19 protein-coding genes are annotated in these 21,218 nt (G+C 43.8%); 1 reads left to right on the top strand and 18 read right to left on the bottom strand.

Going from position 1 to position 21,218, the window contains the following annotated elements:
• From Ami103574_RS01705 to Ami103574_RS01620, 18 genes are all read right to left on the bottom strand, one after another.
• A complete protein-coding gene (locus Ami103574_RS01705) occupies positions 1–432 on the bottom strand; it encodes a hypothetical protein (RefSeq protein ID WP_163065024.1) in 432 nt (143 codons plus the stop codon).
• Positions 419–649, bottom strand: coding sequence for a helix-turn-helix transcriptional regulator (locus Ami103574_RS01700; RefSeq protein WP_163065023.1), 231 nt, complete (start codon positions 647–649; stop codon positions 419–421). The genes Ami103574_RS01705 and Ami103574_RS01700 overlap by 14 nt, the downstream gene beginning before the upstream one ends.
• A gap of 155 nt (positions 650–804) precedes the next feature.
• Entirely contained in the window at positions 805–2,703 is a 1,899-nt protein-coding gene (locus Ami103574_RS01695) for an S-layer homology domain-containing protein (protein ID WP_163065022.1), read from the bottom strand.
• 54 nt (positions 2,704–2,757) lie between these two features.
• Positions 2,758–3,936 (bottom strand): ABC transporter permease, encoded by a 1,179-nt coding sequence (locus Ami103574_RS01690; protein ID WP_207710516.1) that lies wholly within the window; start codon positions 3,934–3,936, stop codon positions 2,758–2,760.
• Positions 3,933–4,667 (bottom strand): ABC transporter ATP-binding protein, encoded by a 735-nt coding sequence (locus Ami103574_RS01685; RefSeq protein ID WP_163065021.1) that lies wholly within the window; start codon positions 4,665–4,667, stop codon positions 3,933–3,935. Before Ami103574_RS01685 ends, Ami103574_RS01690 begins: the two co-directional genes overlap by 4 nt.
• A gap of 10 nt (positions 4,668–4,677) precedes the next feature.
• A complete protein-coding gene (locus Ami103574_RS01680) occupies positions 4,678–6,414 on the bottom strand; it encodes an efflux RND transporter periplasmic adaptor subunit (RefSeq protein WP_163065020.1) in 1,737 nt (578 codons plus the stop codon).
• A gap of 207 nt (positions 6,415–6,621) precedes the next feature.
• Positions 6,622–7,437: a hypothetical protein gene (locus Ami103574_RS01675; protein WP_163065019.1), complete on the bottom strand. Its 816-nt coding sequence runs from the start codon at positions 7,435–7,437 to the stop codon at positions 6,622–6,624.
• A complete protein-coding gene (locus Ami103574_RS01670; protein ID WP_163065018.1) occupies positions 7,406–7,990 on the bottom strand; it encodes an RNA polymerase sigma factor in 585 nt (194 codons plus the stop codon). Before Ami103574_RS01670 ends, Ami103574_RS01675 begins: the two co-directional genes overlap by 32 nt.
• Before the next feature lie 182 nt (positions 7,991–8,172).
• The gene (locus Ami103574_RS01665) at positions 8,173–8,343 is read right to left on the bottom strand and encodes a hypothetical protein (RefSeq protein ID WP_163065017.1); all 171 of its coding nucleotides are present in this window, start codon (positions 8,341–8,343) and stop codon (positions 8,173–8,175) included.
• 139 nt (positions 8,344–8,482) lie between these two features.
• The gene (locus tag Ami103574_RS01660) at positions 8,483–9,757 is read right to left on the bottom strand and encodes an adenylosuccinate synthase (protein WP_163065016.1); all 1,275 of its coding nucleotides are present in this window, start codon (positions 9,755–9,757) and stop codon (positions 8,483–8,485) included.
• Positions 9,758–9,883: 126 nt separating this feature from the next.
• Complete coding sequence (gene purB / locus Ami103574_RS01655; protein ID WP_163065015.1) at positions 9,884–11,314, bottom strand: adenylosuccinate lyase; 1,431 nt, start codon at positions 11,312–11,314, stop codon at positions 9,884–9,886.
• 250 nt (positions 11,315–11,564) lie between these two features.
• Entirely contained in the window at positions 11,565–13,514 is a 1,950-nt protein-coding gene (locus Ami103574_RS01650) for a Xaa-Pro dipeptidyl-peptidase (protein ID WP_163065014.1), read from the bottom strand.
• The gene (locus Ami103574_RS01645) at positions 13,474–14,763 is read right to left on the bottom strand and encodes an MFS transporter (RefSeq protein ID WP_163065013.1); all 1,290 of its coding nucleotides are present in this window, start codon (positions 14,761–14,763) and stop codon (positions 13,474–13,476) included. The genes Ami103574_RS01650 and Ami103574_RS01645 overlap by 41 nt, the downstream gene beginning before the upstream one ends.
• Positions 14,764–14,775: 12 nt before the next feature.
• On the bottom strand, positions 14,776–16,299 hold the full coding sequence (locus Ami103574_RS01640) for a carboxypeptidase M32 (RefSeq protein WP_163065012.1): 1,524 nt from the start codon (positions 16,297–16,299) through the stop codon (positions 14,776–14,778).
• The gene (locus Ami103574_RS01635) at positions 16,300–17,655 is read right to left on the bottom strand and encodes an MFS transporter (protein WP_163065011.1); all 1,356 of its coding nucleotides are present in this window, start codon (positions 17,653–17,655) and stop codon (positions 16,300–16,302) included.
• A 24-nt stretch (positions 17,656–17,679) separates the two neighbouring features.
• Positions 17,680–18,228, bottom strand: coding sequence for a LuxR C-terminal-related transcriptional regulator (locus tag Ami103574_RS01630; RefSeq protein WP_163065010.1), 549 nt, complete (start codon positions 18,226–18,228; stop codon positions 17,680–17,682).
• A gap of 292 nt (positions 18,229–18,520) precedes the next feature.
• The gene (nrdD, locus tag Ami103574_RS01625) at positions 18,521–18,814 is read right to left on the bottom strand and encodes an anaerobic ribonucleoside-triphosphate reductase (protein WP_163065009.1); all 294 of its coding nucleotides are present in this window, start codon (positions 18,812–18,814) and stop codon (positions 18,521–18,523) included.
• Between the two features lie 198 nt (positions 18,815–19,012).
• On the bottom strand, positions 19,013–19,582 hold the full coding sequence (locus Ami103574_RS01620; protein WP_163065008.1) for an HDIG domain-containing metalloprotein: 570 nt from the start codon (positions 19,580–19,582) through the stop codon (positions 19,013–19,015).
• A gap of 254 nt (positions 19,583–19,836) precedes the next feature.
• Between Ami103574_RS01620 and uraA the strand changes: the two genes are divergently transcribed.
• A complete protein-coding gene (gene uraA / locus Ami103574_RS01615) occupies positions 19,837–21,171 on the top strand; it encodes a uracil permease (RefSeq protein ID WP_163065007.1) in 1,335 nt (444 codons plus the stop codon).
• The last annotated feature ends 47 nt before the right edge of the window (positions 21,172–21,218 follow it).

The following is a 21,218-nucleotide window of genomic DNA, read 5'->3' as shown; positions in this document are numbered from 1 at the left end:
CTACATAGATCTCTCATAGTAAATACTGACAATCAATTCGACTAGCAATAGAAGCCCCAGCAAAACTGCAGCTACAGTGAAGATCGGAATCCACGCCGGATTGTCTGTCAGTTTATATCCAGCCACCGCTCCGATTGCCGACATGCCAAGGCAGCCATAAAAAATTTTTAATGTCAACGCTTTTGTTTTAAGTGCTAAAAGTTGATTCCTTTCATCCTGGTCTTCCATTCGATCTTCTCTTGTGGCCTGTTTGGAGAAGGCACGAATAAAACCACTACTCCCAATCATAATCACCACAACAGCAATAAGTACATCTTTAATCTGCTTTGATAAAAATTCCTCAGGGGAAACAATATTGATAATTAAATTGCAGACACCTAATGCGATCCACACAACCCCAAAAACCAACCCCTTTTTATTATAAATTTTCACGTTGCTGATCCTCCAATTCCTTGTTTTCTTTCAGACAACACAACTCTTCCACCGTTATTTCAAAGATTTCCGCCATTCGATATGCCAGCATGAGGGAAGGGCTATACTGCTCTTTTTCGATAGATATAATGGTTCTCGATGAAACATAAACTAAATCCGCAAGCTGCTGCTGTGTTAAATTAGCTCTGTTTCTCAACTCTTTTACTTTTGTTTTCATAAGTTCCTTCCCCTTAAACATGAAGCATACTTCACAAGAAGTTAACTTCATATTAGCAGGCTTCTTTTGTGGTGTCAAGCACAAACATGAAAAAAAGACCCGGTACATTCCCGGGTCCTCTTTTACAGATTCTATGCCGTCTTTCTAATATTTCTCTACTGGTAGAGAATGACCCGAATCTGCCCGCCTTTAGATGGCTCTTTATCATAGCAATAGGTCATCGTCTTACCTGATTTGTATGCAGCCAGCGCGTCACTAACGGACCCTTCATAGCTGTAGGTTTGACTAGAGGTCTTATATTCATACACCGCCACATCTGCGGCAATTTTATAAGCGGTGCCATCTGTAAAGGTCACCGTGGAACTATCCACCGACTTAACTTTAGCGTTGGCGCGAGTTAGATTTTTCATCTTTTCAACATTGCCCCCCGTTCCATAGAACATGGCGGGGCCAGCAGATACATTAAACTTAGTGTTACTGCTGTTCAAGGAATAACTGCTTCCCTTAATATTATACACATAGCTGCCGCTGACGCTGGTGCTGTCCTTGCTGGAAGACTTGGCCGAGGTAATAACACCGTATTGAAGCGCATCACCAGTGACATTCTCCAGCACTAGACTGGTAATATAGCCGCTTTTCGCTTCATAATACAGTACGTCGCCGCTGTCTAGCTGCAACCCATCCAAGCGGCTAACCGAAGTAGCCGTATAGGCTCCTTCATACGTATCCAAAATGGTAGCCGTGCTAGAAATTTTATTGCTGCCTATGGTCATCAGTGCTGAATCCACAGTGCCATACAAACTACCCGAAACGGACGAAATCTGCAAATTTCCACTGGAATCAAAGGTCACCTTCACCACATCCCCAGGCTCTATGGTGCCATTTTTATCCACTGTGTAAGCGACTTCAGTACCAGTAAGCGTCACCCCTTCGACGGAGGTTGTATCTGCCGAAGTCACGTAGAAAATAGTCTCTTGTTTCAACACGGTGCTTGAGACAGCATCGGCTACCAGGCCGTCCTTGCCAAGCAGCAGCGTAATGGCATCACCTATTTTTAGACTGCCACTGGAGGACAAAGCCGAAAATGCTTTGGTGGATTCCAGCGTGTAAGCCTTCCCAGACAGGGTGATGCTGGTCACCGCATCCTGACTCGGGGTTGCCTTATCATAAATTCCTGTCACTCGGTCGTTATAAGCCCAAACCGTACTTTTAGCCTTGGAATAATAGATGATGTCGTACAGGTCTACATCCGACAGGCTAATCTTACTGCCATTTCGGTATACTACTGCACCTGAGTTGATCCCTAATTTACTGTACCAGTCGGAAGCGGTGACGGTGTACGGACCATTCATGTTATCCGTTACCACTCCAGCATAGTTTACCTCTCCATTATCGTTAACGGAATATCCTAAAGATTCTGCATAGGTTTGGCTGCCATCCTTCAAATCCGTTTTTAAGGTATTATAAATTAGCTGCACCGCATCTCCCTTCGTCATCAGGGTGCCAATACCGCCCACAATACCCGAAGACAGGCCCAGGGAGGAATATAGATTCATCTGTGCATAAGGGAAAGCTCCGGTAAAGTCGGTGGAAGTATAGCCCAACAGCAGCAGGACACTATTGACCCCCTGCTCCAAAGTCACCTTGCTATCAGGGCGGAAGGTACCGTCGCTGTATCCGGACAGCAAGTTGTTGGATGCCGACAACTTCACATAGGGGGAAGCCCAGTTGCTGGAGTTTACATCTCTAAATAAAGACGAATAAAAAGAGGCGGCCACCTGATCTTTATATTTTGATGCCATAACCAACATCTTGGCATACTCAGCCCGGGTTACGTTAGTGCCTAAATTGTAATTTCCTGAGCTATCTGCTGAAATAACGCCCATAGCCTCCAGCATCATGGTAGCACTGGTGGAATCATCCACAGCCGCCCTTGCCTCCAGGGGTGTGCCGACAATTCCCACCAACAAACAAAGGGCCAAGAATACAGCTATCCCTTTGCACATATATGTTTTTTCAAACGGTTTTCCGCTTGCTTGATCTGCTTGCTTCATCACATATCTCCTCTTTTATTGTTAAGTCACCATTCCGCTCATTTTTCTCCCGCCTTAGTCATACCTCAACGCGTCGATTGGATTCATCTTGGCCGCCTTGTTGGCCGGAAAGTAGCCGAAAAGAATACCAATGCCCACCGATACAGAAAAGGCTAGCAGAATAGCGTTGGCAGAAACTACTACAGACATATCCATCACCTGCCCGGCTACCGCAGAAACAATCACGCCAAATAGAATGCCAATAATCCCCCCCAGCGCACTAGTGGTAGCCGCCTCGATGATGAACTGCTCCATGATATTCTTTCGCTTAGCTCCCAAAGCTTTACGAATACCAATCTCCCGGGTTCGCTCTGTAACAGACACAAGCATGATATTCATAATGCCGATCCCGCCTACAACCAGAGAGATACCAGCGATTCCTACCAGTACGGTGGCAATGGACCCGGTCATCTCATTGACTTGCTCAATCATAGACGTCATACTGGTCACCCGATATGCATCCTCGCTGCCGTAAATCTTGTACAGGGTATTTTCAATTACTGCTACTGTTGTATCGATGTTATCTGTGTTTACGGCTGTAACGTAATAGCTGCGTATATTGCCGCTTCCCGTCAACCGGGTAGCCACCGAATACGGCACATAGATTACATCATCATCGGAGCTCTCTTCCGAATCCGCCGTCTCCGTCAGTAAACCGACAATGGTATATTCTGTACCGTTTATTTTAATGGTCTGTCCAATGGCATTGTCTTGACCAAACAGTTCCTTCGCTACATAGCTGCCCACTGCGCAGACCCGCTGTCTGCGACTGGTATCCAGATACTGAACAAACCGTCCCTGGTCCAGCTCTATGTGCTGCATCTCTTGATAGCTCTCATTGACCCCCTTGACCGTGGTGGTATCTAAAGACTCTGTGCCACTTTTTACAGTAACCGAAGAAGATACTAAGGGACTATACTGGTCCAGATAGGTGGGATTTTCTTCTACCATCTTCTGAATATCTTCTACTTGTACCGTTCGATTACCGCCTCTGCCCACCAGATTGATGGTGATGGTATTGGTGCCCATACTCTCAAACTGAGACGTCATATCCGAAGACAGTCCATTCATTAGACTGATAAGGACGATAACCGAAGCTACACCGATAATAATGCCCAGCATGGTGAGGAAAGCCCTCATCTTGCTGGTTCTCAGGCTTTTCAGAGCCAGTGTAAAAGACTGTTTGAAATTCACCAGCGGCCACCTCCTGCCATGGAGATTTCGCCCCTTGTTTCTTTTCGCCGTTTAGCCGGTTGACCGCTGTCTTCAATAATCCGCCCGTCCGAAACTCGAATAATTCGTTTTGCTTTTTCTGCTACCCCCATGTCATGAGTAATCAGAATAACGGTATTCCCTTCCGCATTAACCTGCTGCAAGAATTCCAGCACCTCTCGTCCGGTCTTACTGTCTAACGCTCCAGTAGGCTCATCGGCAAGAATAATAGAGGGGTCCCCGGCCAATGCTCTAGCGATAGATACCCGCTGCTGCTGCCCACCAGAAAGCTGCGAAGGCATATTGCCTGTCTTTTGATCCAAGCCTACCCTCTTCAAGGCTTCCAGTGCTTTTTCCCTCCGCAATTCCTCCGATATCCCTTTGTATATGAGGGGAAGTTCTACGTTTTCAATGACGTTCAGCTTAGGAATCAGATTATACTGCTGAAATATAAATCCTAGTGTCTTATTGCGGAATTCTGCCTGCTGGTCATCATTCAGGGTGCTGACATCCACTCCATTCAAGTAATACTTCCCTCTAGTGGGGACATCCAGACAGCCGATGATGTTCATGCAAGTAGACTTGCCTGAGCCGGACTGGCCAATAATAGCCGCCATCTCCTGCTGATGAATCTCCAGCGAGATTCCGTCCAGTGCGCGGACCTCCGTGTCCCCCATCTGATAAATCTTATAAATATCTTCTAACTTAATCATGGCTACGCTCCTACATTCCGCCGGGAGCACCGCCGCCCGGTGCGCCACCGCCGCTTCGGTTTTCGCCGCCGCCACCCCCAGATGGTGGGCCGCCGCCCATGCTAGGATTGCCCATCATATCATTCTGACTGCTGGACTCCTTGACCTGCATCTTAACCTGAATGACATCACCGGCTGCAAGCCCGCTTTTAATTTCTACATTATTGTCATCACTCAAACCAATGGACACTTCTTGCTCTGTGCCATCTTCCATGGTCACCTTATTGCCTCTGGCTACTGCATCTACTGGTACGACTAAAACATCCTCTGCCGAATCAATAACAATATTCCCCGTCACGTTCATGCCCGGCCAAAGCCCCTCTGGCTCATTGATAACAATCGTCACCGGATAGGAGGTCACACCTTCTGTGGCGGTTCCCAGCAGCCCAATTTTCTCCACATAGCCGGTAAACGCCTGATCTGGCAGGGCATCCGCGGTAATATCCACCGTCTGCCCTGTACTCATGCTGGCAATATCCAGCTCATCTACGCTAATCTCAAAAGTAATCTTAGACATGTCAGCAATGACTGCCATGGTAGTAGACGTATTTTCGTCCATGGTATCCCCAGCTTTTATAGTCTTGGAGATGACCGTTCCCGAAATTGGGGAGGTGATGGTGTAATTGTCCAGCTGTTTTTGCGTGTTGTTATATGAAATCTGAGATTCCCGCAGAGATAGCTGGCTGTTCCGCAAATCATCGTCCGCATTATCACTGTCCAGGGTAGCAATTACATCTCCTTGTTTCAGATAAGCGCCCTCCACGTTGATAGAATTTACCGTCCCGGCCGTCTCTGCCAAGACAATCTTCTCACCAGAGCCTTCCAAGGCTGCCGAAGAATAGCAGGCCTTTCCGTCCGCTGTCACGGATACGTAGGTGCCAGTCTGCAAATAACCAGGATTGCTTACCTGAATCTCCACATCGGTAACGGTTATGTATCCATTTAGCACGCGTTTAGAGTTATACAGCTTACTAATTTTTCCCGTCAACTGCTCAAAGGTGTTTTCTACGGTGACCGTGACGACTTCTCCTACATACAGCCCTTCTGCATCAATTTCACTAAATGGCACTCGAGCAGTCATGGTGTCGTTATTCACCAGTTTAGCCATCTTGGTGCCCTTTTGAACGGAATCGCCCTTTGCCACGTAGAGTTCATCAATCATGCCTTTGATTGGCGAGGTGACCTTTAAGCCCGCATAAGCCTTCACGCTGTCACTATAGCTAATCTGCTGTTTCTCTAGAGCGATGTCCGCCTTTTCCAACGAATTCTCCATTTCCTCCGAATCGATTACGTAGAGCACATCCCCTTCCTGCACATCATCGCCCTCTTCAAAGGTATCCTGAAGAACATCTCCCTCTACCAGCGTAGAAATATTATACTGCTCTACCGGTGTCACCGTACCTGAGCCACTTATAGCTACTTCCACGTTGCCTTTTTTCACCGTGTATTTGGCGACCTCTGCCTCTGCGGTTCTGCCAAAGGCCAGATTGTTCACCACATACCCTGCCGGCACTAACACGGCCAATGCTAAAGCGGTATAGACAACCCTCTTTTTTTTCCCAGGCATCACCGTCAGTTTTTTCAGAAGCGGAATCTTGCTGAACAGCCCTTCCAGTCTTATACCTGCCTGTTGGACCTCTTTGGCAATTCCTGAGAAAACGGCTTTTACTGCTCCTTTCCCCTTGCTGCTGTTTGTTCCATCAACCACTGGTTCTTTTCCTCGCTTTCCTATTTGTCACTTTTATCTTACTGGAAAGATATGGGGCAGCCTTGAATCGAAGGTGTACGTTTGGTGAAGATACCGTGTATTTTGCACGAAAAAACAGACTTAAAAGGATTTCCCTTCCAAGTCTGTTTGCATTTTCTCTAATTGTTCTAATCCCTGTCCCTTCTGTGGATTTACGAAAAAGAGCTTCTAACGGGAGTTTATAACCTCCTCTGCCATCTTCAGCAACTCTTCTTTTTCCAAGCCCCAGCCATCTTCCATCAGGTTGTAGGAAACCTCATCTTTAATCCATCTTACATACTGCAGCTCTGAAACTTCCACTTCGTCGGAACCCTCCGATATCCACATTTCTTCCTTCGCTACCTTCTCTTGCTCTTCCGCGGTAGGAACGTAGCCTACTGGAACCACCTTAAAAGTCACTTTGGAATAAATCAGCTCAAGCCCATCTATGGTTATCACCTCTTCATTTTTTCCGACTTCTTCACGTTCTAAAGATGGATTCACAGGATCGGCGCTCAGACTTAATGTCTGTTCTCTTAACGCATTCTTTTTAGTATAATTAAAATGAATACCATCATATTCGCCTTTCTTACTCTTAGCATCATCAAAGGCTTCTGTATTTACTACGGAAGCATCCTTAAAATAAAATCCGTTGGAGAAGGATTCCAAATAGTCTGGAACATAACCCACTGCTTTTTCCATCTGTCTTTCTGTTGGTAGCTTCTCAAAAGAATCTTTGGTAGATGAAAGCAAATATCCTCCCATATGCGTTGCAGCAAAACTGGTGGCAGCAGTAACCACCACAATCAACATAGCGACTGCCAAAGGCTTGATGCCTCGTAATCTCTTTTCTTTATTCATCGTCTGATTCTCCTCTTCTCTATTCATAATTTCCCGATTGATTTTCTCCAACAGGAATGCCGGATTCACAGCTTCCTGCGCTTTGCTTTCCAATGCTTCTTTTATAAGCCCGTCAAAGGCCCGCTTCGTATCCAGTTTTTCCATAATATCCGTCCTCCTTGATCTTTAAATTTTCCAGACTAGCTTTCAGCGTTCTACGGGAAGTATGGAGCCTGGACTTTACGGTACCCTCCAGGCAACCCATGACCTGGGCAATCTCCTTTACGCTTAGCTCGCTGTAATAGTACAACAGCACCGTAGTCCGCTTCTTCTGCTCCAGCTTTTGTATTTCACTGTAAAGAATTTCAGAGAACTCATTCTCCAAATACGTTTGCTCACAGCTGACTGCTTGACCAATCTGTTTTCTGTCTTCAAAGGTTGGTACTGGCACGTATTTCTTTTCCTGCCGGGTCTGCTTCCACCCCATTCGAACCAGCAGCCGATAGAACCAGGGCTTGAAGCTCTCTGGATTTTTTAGCTTTCCAATTTCACAATAGCATTTCACAAAGGCCTCCTGAACTAAATCCTCTGCCATGGCCTGATTGCCAGTGATGAGAAAGGCCGTCCGGAGAGCTTTTGCTTCGTAAAGCCGAAAAAGTGTTCCAAAGGCCTCCCGGTCCCCTTGCTGGATATTTATAATCAATTCAGATTCATTCATAAAACCCCCTCCTTGTTTGGTGCACCTATATATAAGAGCCCTGGGGGCACAAATTGGTTCAGTCTTTTCAAAAATTTCTTTCATAAATAAATTATACTGCCAATACAGGCCCAGTACACAAAAACAGACTCGAAAAAAATTCTTTTCTCGAGTCTGTTTAAAATTTTCCGGCATGTCTTAATTTACCTTTTGGTGTTTGGCCCTAGGCCTTCTTTCTTGGCATTGTGGCCCAGGTTTTGATGCTCAAAGCTTCCTGGCGGCAAATTTCCGTTTTTCACTAGCTGCTCTGCATAGGCTTCATTTCCAAACCACAAGTCTTCGCCTTCTGGTTTAAAGCTATCCGCCTGATCCATGTTAGAGGTCTCCCATAAATTATCCAAATCCTTCATCAAATATACCTGCCTTTCCAGGTATATTCTGTCCTCTTTGCGAAACTTTATGAGAAGGCTCAATCATTTCAATAGGACCAATTTTTTGCAATCGAGCTGTCGTTTAGCGCAGGATGATGTCCTCTCGGCCCGGTCCATTGGAAACCATGGTTACTGGTATACCAATCTCCTTTTCAACTTCCTTTATATAATTTTGGCAAGCTTCTGGCAGCTTGTCAAATTCTCTGATTCCGCGAATATCACACTTCCATCCCGGCAACTTTTTGTATACTGGTTTAGCTTTGTACAGCTGAGTAGTGTTAGGAAATTCTCTCGTTACCTGGCCGTCAATCTCATAGCCAATACAAATCGGTACTTCCTCTAAATACCCCAGGGGATCCAGAACCGTCAAAACCACCTCGGTAGCACCCTGCATCCGGCAGCCGTATCTAGTAGCCACGGCATCAAACCAGCCTACTCTTCTCGGTCGTCCTGTTGTGGCCCCATATTCACCGCCGTCGCCGCCGCGCTTTCTCAATTCCTCTGCTTCATCGCCAAAGAGCTCGCTGACAAAGGCTCCTGCACCTACTGCGCTGGAATAAGCCTTCACCACAGTGATAATATCCTTAATCTCGTAAGGAGCAATGCCCGCACCGATGGCGCCATAGGCGGCCAACGTAGAAGAAGAAGTCACCATTGGATAAATGCCGTGGTCCGTATCCTTCAACGCACCCAGCTGACCCTCCAGCAGAATATTCTTGCCCTCTTTGATAGCATCATACAAATACGCAGAAACATTGCACACATATGGCCGCACCAGTTCCCGGTATTCCACCATAGTCTTATACAGCTCTTCTTTATCAATGGCCGGCTTATGATACAGGTGCTCTAAAATGATGTTTTTCTGCTCGCAGACGTTGTCAATTTTCTCCCGCAAGGTATCATCGTCGAACAATTCGTTGACCTGGAAACCAATCTTGGCGTATTTGTCTGAATAGCAAGGCGCAATACCGGACTTCGTGGATCCGAAGGATTTGCCGCCCAGCCGTTCTTCTTCATATTGATCAAATAAAATATGGTAAGGCATCAAAATCTGCGCCCGGTCTGAAACCAGCACCTTCGGCTTTGGTACACCCTTTTCCACCAGGGAATCAATTTCCTTTTGCAGATATGGAATATTCAAGGCTACACCGTTGCCGATAACACTAGTGGTATGATTATAAAACACGCCAGATGGCAGCAGGTGCAGTGCAAACTTTCCATAGTCGTTGACTATAGTATGCCCGGCATTACTTCCTCCCTGAAAACGCACAATGATGTCGCACTCCTTCGCCAGCATGTCCGTGATCTTTCCTTTTCCCTCGTCGCCCCAATTAGCGCCCACGATTGCTTTTACCATAAAAACACCTTCTTCTTTCTTCTATTCACCTAATTTATTCATTCAAAAAGGCCGGCTTAATCGGAGAAATATTTTCACCAGATCAAACCGACCTCTGGCGTATACTGTTCAAAATCGATTTGAACACTAAACAGTGACTTCTCCTGTCATGCCTAATGTATCCTTATTCTTCTCTAAAATAGGCAATACTATTTCTTCAAGGAATTCGCTGGTCTGCTCCGGCGCTCTGCCTATAAAGTTGGCAGGGTTCATGAGGCTTTGCAGCTGTTGGATGGTCATGTTAAATGCAGGGTCCTTCGCTATTCGCTCTAATAAGTCGTTTTCTTTTCCTTCTACCTTGACCATCTTGCCCGCTTCCATGGAATGCTCCCGGATGCGTTCGTGAAGATCTTGTCTGTCTCCGCCTGCTTTTACGGCATCCATAAGGATATTTTCCGTAGCCATAAACGGCAGCTCCTGCATGAGCCTAGCATGAATCACCTTCGGATATACAACTAATCCGTCGGTAATGTTCAGGTATAGCTCCAGAATGCCGTCTACGGCTAAAAAGCCTTCGGGTATGCTGATTCGCTTGTTTGCAGAATCATCTAAAGTCCGCTCAAACCATTGAGTTGCCGCTGTTATGGCCGGGTTGGCCGCATCGGCAATCACGTAGTTGGCCAGAGAAGCAATGCGCTCACTTCTCATAGGATTTCTCTTGTAGGCCATCGCCGAAGAGCCAATCTGATTCTTTTCAAAAGGCTCTTCCACCTCTTTCAGGTGTTGCAGCAAGCGGATATCGTTAGAGAACTTGTGGGCGCTCTGGGCAATGCCGCTGAGCACGTTCAGCACCCGGCTGTCCACCTTTCGGCTGTAAGTCTGTCCGGAAACTGGGTAGCAAGAGCTAAAGCCCATCTTTTCAGCAATCATGCCGTCAATTTGGCGCACCTTATCCTGGTCTCCATCAAATAATTCTAAAAAGCTGGCCTGGGTACCAGTAGTTCCCTTGGAGCCCAATAGCTTCATGGAACCAATTAAATGCTCCAGGTCTTCTAGGTCCAGCAGCAAATCCTGCATCCACAAGGTCGCCCGCTTGCCTACAGTAGTAGGCTGAGCTGCCTGAAAATGGGTGAACCCCAAGGTCGGTAAGTCCTTGTGTTGACCTGCGAACTTGGCCAATCCAGCAATAACATTAATCAACTTCGTCCGGATTAGCTTCAGCCCCTCTGTCATCACAATCAGGTCGGTATTGTCGCCTACATAGCAAGAGGTAGCTCCTAAGTGGATAATCCCCTTGGCTTTCGGGCACTGCTGGCCATAAGCGTAGACGTGTGCCATCACATCGTGGCGAACCACAGCTTCCCGTTCTTTGGCTACATCATAATTTATCTCAAGTGCATGTTCTTTCAGTTCGTCAATTTGTTCCTGCGTAATGGGAAGGCCCAGTTCTTTTTCCGTCTCGGCCAAGGCAATCCAAAGCCGCCGCCAGGTGCGGAACTTCATTTCCGGTGAAAAAATATACTTCATTTCCTTGCTCGGATAACGCTCCGACAAAGGGCTGGTATAATTCGTTTTCATCTACTATAATCCTTTCTTTTACGCTTGTTTGTCCGTCTGCATGTTTCAACAACTTACGTTTTGAACCCATATATTTTATCATCATCTCTTTTCAATTACAAGGCATTTCCGCATACCACCTACTTTTTTGCCATGCTTAGCACCCAAAAAATAGACAGGATAAAGCCTTGCCTCTTTTTAAAATAAAGAATATCCTGAGAAGAACGTAGGATTTTCTACCTTCCCCTCAGGATATATGTCTTACTGCCTTTTATTTTGTCTTGGCTTGTCCCTGTTTGATACAGGGAACCTGCACATCAATTGTGCTTTCATCTATAGTTATCTTTGTCATCTTAAAAGGTCTTTCTGTCGCTTCTGGATCTGTGCTATATAGGATTAATCCCAGCTGATGATTTTTTCTTACCGTATAATCCATCGGCACCATCTCAAAAGTATAAGAATAGAATTCACCACTTTCAATTTCCTCTTTGCAACAATTGCTGGTTCGATTTTGTGCGTTCATCCACCCTCGTGAAATAATCCGATAGGCAGATGGCTTCTCTTCTTTTGCAAATCGCACCCAATCAGCAATCGGCGTATTCTTCCCCCAGATTAAGCCTTCTTTTTCTGCAATCTCCTGTTTCTCCAGCAGCCTTTTTTCACTGCCATAGTCTACTAACATGGCGCTTAAGATTGCGGTCTCTCTATTAATTGCGGCGGAAAAAGATACGCTCACCGTGCCGCAGATTCGGAGGTCTTCTTCTTGCGGCCATAAATATTTCAGCGAATACGCCTCTGCTCCATCCTCTATAATCAGCCTGTTCCGCCACTCTTCGAAGTTATTTTTTTCTCTGTCAAAACCTGTTAAAGACAAATCATCTGTAAAAGTTTTGTGGGTTGATTCAGGGATAGGGAATTGTGCCAGTAGGGTTCCTTCCGGACTCCAATCAGAAGATTCTTGCCAAAGCCTTTGATCTAGATTGCTCTGGACGAAAACCTTAGAGCTTACGATATCCGTGCCATTTTCAATGCCATAGAGCCAATAGTCCAGCCACGAATGCAACAGCTCATTAAACCCGGAGCTCTCTAAATTGTGAATATAAATATGATCGCCTTGATGGAGCATCATTCGCCTTGGGATTTGGCGTTTTACCAACTGATTCCAGAATGGAATAGCCTGATTCATCTTTACGTTCCAGTCATTCAAGCCTTGAACCAGAAAAACAGAGGCCTTTAAGTCATCCATTCTATGCAGATAATTTCTTTCCTCCCAAAAAGAATTGTAGTTTGCGCTTGCCCGGTCTTGACTAATTTCCATTTCTGCCAGAACCTCTTCATACCGCTCCTGAATAGATGCATAGTCGTCTTGATCCATTGCCCTGCTACAACAATATTTTGACAGCAAAGCAATATCGTCACCCTGCCAGCCAAGAGGCGGCACATTTAAGCCATTGTATCGATCGTACGCATACCAGTTAGAAATTGCCGCTTCTGGGATAATTGTTTTTAAGCCTTCTACCCCTGTGGCTGCTACCGCAATACACATGGTTCCTAGATAAGACTTCCCGGACATGGCAACATTTCCGGTACACCAATCGGCTTTTATTTCAATATTGTCGGTCTTATTTGTAAAAGCTCTAGCCCTTCCATTTAACCAATCAATTACCGATTTAAACGCCAGCACTTCTTCGTTTGAGCCCGTTATCGTCAGGCCATCCGATCCTCTTGTCCCTAAACCACCACAAAAAACGGAAGCATAGCCTCTACAATTAAAGTAACTGTACCAATCTGAAATGCACTCTAGCGGAATTTCTTCAGTTTCCGCTGTTTGTGCAAAGCCTTTTGTTCCTCTTCGGTGGGTAGTATTACTGCCTAACGGCAGCCGATTGGGTGCAGCCGTCTGCTCTTTTGTAATCTCCTGTTGTGGAAAAACCTCAATATCTTTGTCTACGTTATAAGTTACATACCAATCTTCGTTGCAAGCCAACATATAAGGATTTGCCACATAAATTGCCGGTATTTGATGCCCTAAAAGGGTTTCTTTCGGTCTTCGGAGGTATACAGCAATTAAGTCCAGCTGCCCATCTCCATCTGTATCTACTGGTGTTTCTACATAGACCTTTTCAAATAAGCATTCTTTATAGTCTAAAATTGGCTGTGTTCTATTATTTTTAATTAAATTAGGAATTTGATTTAAGTTGTTTATTTCCGTCGTTGACATTCTGGCCCCCTAAATATTTTTTCCAAACAAGTACAAAGATTGCACCCAGCAGCAGCATTCCAATCAAGAATCCAAAGAAATATCTAAACCCAGTTACTCCCGGATACCCATCGATTAACGCTCCTGCAAGCAGGGAACAAAAGATTTCCGGCAGATAGCCTACGGTGGAAATCACGCCGGCTGCAGTGCCGGAATATTCCGCTGGAATATTTCCTTCATCCATCATAGCCCATGTCATGGCATAGTTTACATTGTAGAAGAAATAAATAACCAAGAATAATACGACAAATACCACAAGCATACTGCTGTTAGTCGGGAGCAGTAAGATTCCGGCAGTTCCTGCCGCCATAACCAAGAACGATACTAATAATAAATTTCCAGTACCGACTTTGTCGGCTAAGTACCCTCCGCCAATATTGGAAACTGGGCTTATCCATCTTTTTACTGCTGCTAATATCGCGCCAAAAGTAACCGTTGCGCCTAAAATACCTGTGGAATACGGTGTAAAGTAATACAGAGACAACGTAAACACATAATTACAGAACGTTACAATACCGATAATCCATACTGCTGGCAAACGAAGTACTTTTCCAATATCTTTAAAGGAAATCCGTTCTCCAGCGCCCATCCTTTCATTTCCCATTTTAAAGAATACTAAAAGTCCGCATAAAACAGTCAAAACAGAATAGAAAATAATCACGTATTTCATTCCTGTAACATCATCCATCTGCTTTACACCGATCTGGAAAGCGACAACTGCTAAAGGCGCCATAATAGCAGCCGCAACACCTCTTCCTCCTTCAAACCAGCCAAAGGCTTTGCCCTGGTCATCTGAATCGGAAAGAACGCGAACCGCTTTTACACATGCCGGCCAGAAAGCAAACAAGGAGGTAATGCCCCAAAAAGCATAGAGGCAAGCCAGTGCAGTGAAGTTAAGCGGTAATAGGTGAAAGAATCCACCGATTCCAGTTCCGATTAAGGAAAGGGATAGGATGGTCCGAATGGAAAACCTGTCTGCAATAAATCCACCAAAGAGATAGGAAATCATACCAAATACACCGAGTATACTGCCGAAGAAGCCCATTTGAGTATTTGTCAGATGATAGGTCTCTAAATAAACATCGTAGTAGTCATATCGAAAATATGGCAACCCATATATGATTGAGCCGCTTGCTGCAATCAATAAAATAACAAGAAAGTTTTTTGACATTTTTTCGCCAAGTTTTAGCTTTGAAAATCCAGTTCCCATTGTTCTTCTCCTTTACAAATCATATACTTTACAATATTTTTTCTTTAGATAATCAATATAATATTCTGACGACATAGCACCTCCCGTAATTTTTTTAATTACTTCCGAGGTACTGGATACGGCACCTCTTCTATGAACATTTTCAGCCAGCCATTTATGAATTGCGTCAAATTGGCCAGTCGAAATGAGCTCATCAATTGATCCGACTTCTCTTTCCATCTTTGCTGTAAATTGTGCTGCCATAATATTTGCCAGAAAATAGCTCGGAAAGAAGCCAAAATATCCTGCTGCCCAGTGAATGTCCTGCAACACACCTTCACGGTCTGTATCTGGCTCAATACCCAGATATTCCTTATACTTGTGATTCCAAACTTCAGGCAACTCTCCAACCGTTATCTTGTTATTTATCAATTCTTTTTCTATCTCATATCGAATAATAATGTGCAGCATATACGTAAGTTCATCTGCATCGATACGAATTAGAGAAGGCTTAACCCGGTTAATACATTGATAAAACTGTTGAGAATTCAACGGCAAATCTTGCGATGATAATTCTTCCAGCTTTTTATAAACCGCCCCGCTGAAACCTCTGCTCCGACCGATGATATTTTCATAAAGCCTGCCAATGGCCTCTTCCACGCCAAACGAGGCGACTTCTGCTAAAAGGGTACCTAACAGATTTTTATCAATATCCTGTTCATAAAGTCCTTTTCCTCCCTCATGCAACGCATTAAAGATTCCAGTCCTTACATCTTTTTCATTATATAAGGTGACGATTCTCACATCATCAGGCGAACAGGCTAACGTCGTCGGATGTGCTCCCTGGTCCAATCTTCCTGCATCAAAATCGAAGCCAATCGTGGACAAAACCCATCGCGCCAAGTCTTCTTGTTTCTCTACTGCCAGCGGAATGACATACTCCAAAGTATTTTCCTTCCAACTTGCTTCTTTCGCTTTAATCTGATTCAGAAGTTCAATAATAAAATCTCTCAGTTCTGTAGACAACTGATCAATTTCTTTAACCGTGACCCCTTCTTCATAATAACCAATCAATGCATCATAAGGGTTCTCTTCATAGCCCCAATATTCTGCAAAGGACTTAAATTTGTCTACAATACGCTCTAAATAGGGCTGAAGTAACTGAAAATCATTTTTTTCTTTGGCTGTTTCCCATACTTGCTCTGCATTTGCAATCAACGAAATATACTCCCGATATTCTTTTTCCGGAATTTTTTCTACATAATAATTATTTCGTTTCATTCTGGCAATCATGCCGTCAACCACCTCGTCGTTTTGCTTATTGCCATCGAAGTAAGCTAAATATTTCTTCAACTGTGGGTCGGATAAAAATTTATACAGCTCTTCACCAAAGAACCCCATGACTTGGCTTCGATATTCGATTCCCTTTTTAGGCATCTTGGTGATCTTATCCCAATAAATCAAAGAGTTCAGACCATATTTCAGGTACTCTATTCTTTTTACTTTTTCCTTTAATTCTGCCAGCATTCTGGAATACTTATCACTTTGTTTGCTCATTTACTCCTCCTCATCCGTCATTGTGGTTGGGATACGGTTATATTTTTTTAGGCCAAACAATACAATTACACTCGCGATAAAATAAAGTATTGCCGCCAAATAATAGGCATTCTTGTAACCTTCTTGTGTCACAAATAAGACATTTCCAGTAAATAATCCGCTTACAATGCTTGCAAGCCCCGCAGTAAAGTTAACAACTGAAGCATAAATTGGCCGAAACTCTTTATCAGCAATAGACATGGCAAGGGAATTGTCCGCAGGACTGCTGATATTTGCAATGCCAGCCCGCATAAAAAGTGCCGCACCTACAACCGGAATCGTAAAAGCTCCAAATTTTTCTCCATTTGCAATGATAAGCATAAAAGGGATGGAGAAAAGCAGCATCGTACTGATTGTAACCGCCTGTCCTAATTTTTTTACGATAAAAGGAGTAAACAACATAAAGATGACAATCGCCAAATAGGAAATGGAGACCATAAGAGAAGAGGTCGCCTTATCTATATGAAGATTTCTATTGAGGTATATGGTAAAGTAGGAAGAGAATAATCCCATGCCAAAAGAGACCATTGCCCAATAGCTCAGATACAAAAGAGCATCTTTTTTTAACAGAATCTGCACAATCTGCTGTAAGTTATGAAAAAGGCTTTCTTTATTTGTTTGCTTTGCCTGCATAGCATAATCTTCTTTTTTCTCCTGAATAAACAGTGCTGGCAAAATGGCCACCCCCGAAATTACCGCGGTGAAAAAAAGGACATCTCTATTCCCTTGCAAATAAGCATTTTTTAAAAATGGTGTCATCTCCGCAATATACTCTGTAGCCTTTTTGGCGGCTGCATATGTGAGATCTGCTCGAAAAGAAAACATTTTTACCGTAAATACTCCGCCAAGGTACGTGGCCAAAAAGTAACCGACATAACCCATATAGTACGCCCTTGTATACCATTTAATCCGGCCTTCTCCCATACCTTCTGTAAAAGTGGCTACATAAGGAGACAGCATCGTATAGTGGAGCTGTAACCCAATCAACGCCAATAAAGTAGTTAGATAAAACACCTTTGGCGTGTCCAAACAAATTACTGAAACTAAAGATACCGTGCAGGAAAAAGAGCAAAATATAATTAACTTCTTATATCCAATCTTAGGAACAAGAAACAGCGCAAAGGCACTAAGAAAAGTAGCATACCCATAGAAGGCCCAGAAAGAGGTCGCAATCCTTACAGCTACTTCTTGCAAATAATTTACATAGGTATCATAGATAATACCGCTTACTAGATTACTGATTACGAAGCTGATGATAAACATCGTTATATTCCAGCGGTTTCGATGAACTTCTTTGCCTTCCATGGGAAAAATCATAGTTAGCACCTCTCATTAATAGTTTTATTTATACTTAAATTGTGTAAAAAAAGGATGTAAAGAGTTTAATTCAAATCTCGAAGTATTGCTTTGATCGATATCCTTCTTTATTTCTAAAGGCCTTTTTTGACTACCCGCTGTTTCATCCTCTGCCGTTTCAAGCAATGCCAGTAAAATCTTTGCTTCTCGTTTTGCTTTTTGCAAATTAAATTTATGCGTTCGAACTGTTGCTGCGCTGATGCCCATTTCATCACAAATATCTTTATTATCATTTCCTTCATATAGATAATAAAGCATGCTTTTTTGTATTTCTGATAAGCCGCAAATCTGTTTGTCCAAATTAACAAGAGAGTGAAAAGCACCCCCATGTTCTTCCCAAATATGCTCTGATACAGCTTTCTCTGCCGTCAGCAGGCGCTCACCATGGGGATAAATAACGCCTTCTTCAAAACTTTCACCGCAATAAATGCAGGCGTACTCTCCGGTTTCTTCTTTTTTAATATATCCGTTCTTTAACTCTTCAATAGAAAGATCTTTAAAGTTTTTGTAATTCTCCAATTCGGTTAACTTCATATTAACCCCTCCTCTTATTAGGTTTGGGAAATAATTTTAAAACAAATTTCAAAAACGTTTATTTATATTCAAACATTATCACATATCATTTATTATTTCAACAAAATATTTTATTTTTCAAAAAACAACCTATGCTTAAAACAATTCTCTTTCTGCTTTAGCAACCTTTTGGTCCATATGTAGCACCAAAAATAGGAATCCATTTGCGCATTAAAACAACAAAAGACTGTAGGCAACGTTTCTTTCTCTGCCTACAGTCTGATCCCTTCATCTTAAAATGACGGTCCTGTTATTAAAGGTGCTCCATCCCGCAATTTCCATTGCAGCCCTCTACACCGTGCTTTAATCGATCATGCTCCTCCGCAGCCTTGGCATCATTCCAATGATCCATGTTGCCCACCAGATATCCGGTGATCCGCCGAATACGGTCAAAATTCACATGTTCAAACTCATAGTTTAAATCGACGAAGTCTCCATCTACTTTTACATCTAAACTCTCCAGCTTTCTATTATATTTGTTCTGCAAATACGCTACGTACGCCTCTGCTTCCTTTTCACTTACATTACCAGTAATCTTAATACTCATGCTATCTTCCTCCCATTTATATATAAATTATATTTTAACATTATCTTGTATATATTGTACACCCAACAACTATATATTGTATAGCGATTTAATAGAAAAACATCAAAAAAACAAGGTATTCTATTTTGGCGATATTTCCTTCCTAATAAAAAGGCCTCTGCCATATATAGAATACCCTTGTCTTGCCGGTATTAAACCTTATCCCTGAGCAACTTCGGCTTCGCAGCTCTTCATAGCCTCCAGCGTCTCTGTCATCAATTGATCCAGCTCCCAGCCCAGCATTTGAGCACCCTCTTCGATAACCTCCCGGGAACATCCTGCGGCAAACCGTTTATCCTTATATTTCTTCTTGATTGATTTCAGCTCCATGTCTTGAACGCTCTTAGATGGCCGCATCAGCGCCGCTGCACCAATAAGCCCTGTCAGCTCATCCACTGCAAAGAGGACCTTCTCCATCTGGTGCTCCGGCTTAATATCGCAGCACAAACCGTATCCATGGCTGGCCACCGCCCGAATAAAATCTGCTTCAAAACCTTTTTCCTTGAGGATTTCCTGAGCCTTTACGCAATGCTCTTCTGGGTACAGCTCGAAGTCAATATCATGGAGAAGGCCTACTACCTCCCAAAAATCTGCGTCTTCGCCATAGCCCAGTTTCTGTGCAAAATATCTCATACATCCAGCTACGGTCAAGCCGTGGACAATGTGAAATTCTTCCTTATTATACTCCTTTAACAGCCCTAGGGCTTCTTCCTTACTTATGGTCTTCAATCTACCCGCCTCCTCTTGTGGATTTATCTTGTTTCTATCTATTATGGCTTTTTTCTTCCTTCAGTTCAAGTAACAATGCAAAAATTCTGATATTTATGGAGAAAATATCACCATTCAATTAGGTAAAATCAATACAAATTATTCCATTTCTTTATTTATTTATACAAATTTTCTCGTAAATTAATACAATTTCCTTGCCCCCATCTATAGAAAATGCTATAATTTCTTTTGGTCTTGATGAAAGGAGTCTTTTTATGGAAAGAAAAATTATTCAAGTGGAAGATAAAGTTCCATTTTCGCTGATGGCACCCTTGAGCCTGCAGCACATGTTCGCCATGTTCGGTGCCTCTGTCCTAGTACCCTTCCTGTTTGGAATCAACCCTGCGGTTGTCCTCCTGATGAACGGAATTGGTACCCTATTATTTATATTAATTACCAAAGGCAAAGCACCAGCTTACTTAGGCTCCAGCTTTGCTTTTATTGCGCCTGTCATTACCTTGATTGAAAAGTATGGACAGGATCTTGGTTATTCATACGCTTTGGGAGGCTTCGTGGCCGTAGGTTTAGTAGGGATTCTACTTTCCTTGGTGGTCTATAAGTTCGGGGTAGCGTGGATAAACGTGGTACTCCCTCCGGCAGCCATGGGACCAGTGGTGGCCCTAATCGGCCTGGAATTGGCTGGAACAGCAGCCAGCACAGCGGGCCTCTTTGAAACCGTCTCCTATAAGTTAATTGAGGGCACTACTACTTTTCAGCAAGTAGTAACCCCGATGGATTCCAGAAATGTCATCGTCTTCGTTATCACGCTGGCGACAGCAATCCTCGGCAACGTGCTCTTTAAAAAGTTTTTCGCAGTAATTCCTATTTTGATCTCTATCGTAGCGGGCTATGTAGCTGCTCTCTGTGTGGGTATCGTCAACTTTGATAAGGTTATCGCTGCACCGCTGTTGTCCATGCCAAATTTTTCCACCCCTCAGTTCAGCCCGGAGGCCATTCTGATGCTCCTGCCTGTGCTCTTGGTGGTTACCTCTGAGCATATCGGCCATCAGATTGTGACCAGCGAAATCGTAGGCCGAGACTTAATTAAAGACCCCGGTCTGCATAAGAGTCTGTTTGCAGACTATTTCTCTACCACATTATCCGGCCTTATCGGTTCTGTCCCTACCACCACCTACGGTGAAAACATCGGCGTGATGGCAGTGACAAAGGTATACAGCGTTCGGGTTATCGCCGGCGCGGCAGCGCTTTCAATTATCTGCTCCTTCGTCGGAAAGCTGTCTGAACTGATCAGCACGATTCCAGGCCCGGTTATCGGTGGCATATCCTTTTTACTATACGGCATGATCGGTGCTTCCGGCATCCGTATCCTGGTAGATGCTAAGATCAATTACGGTAAATCCAGAAATCTGACTCTGACCTCAGTAATCTTCGTAACAGGCCTGTCCGGCGTAGCGGTTAACTTCGGCGGCATTGAACTGAAGGGTATGGTTCTGGCCTGCGTGACAGGTATGATTCTGAGCACCTTGTTCTACATTTTCGACAAGCTGGGGATTACCAACGACCGAGAAGAATCCGATCAAATTGAGTAAATTCCCAACTAAGTGAAAGACTATAACAACGAATACAAATGAAACTA

Source organism: Aminipila butyrica (assembly GCF_010669305.1).
GTDB classification, from domain to species: Bacteria; Bacillota; Clostridia; order Peptostreptococcales; family Anaerovoracaceae; genus Aminipila; species Aminipila butyrica.
This window is presented reverse-complemented; position numbering and strand designations above follow the sequence as displayed.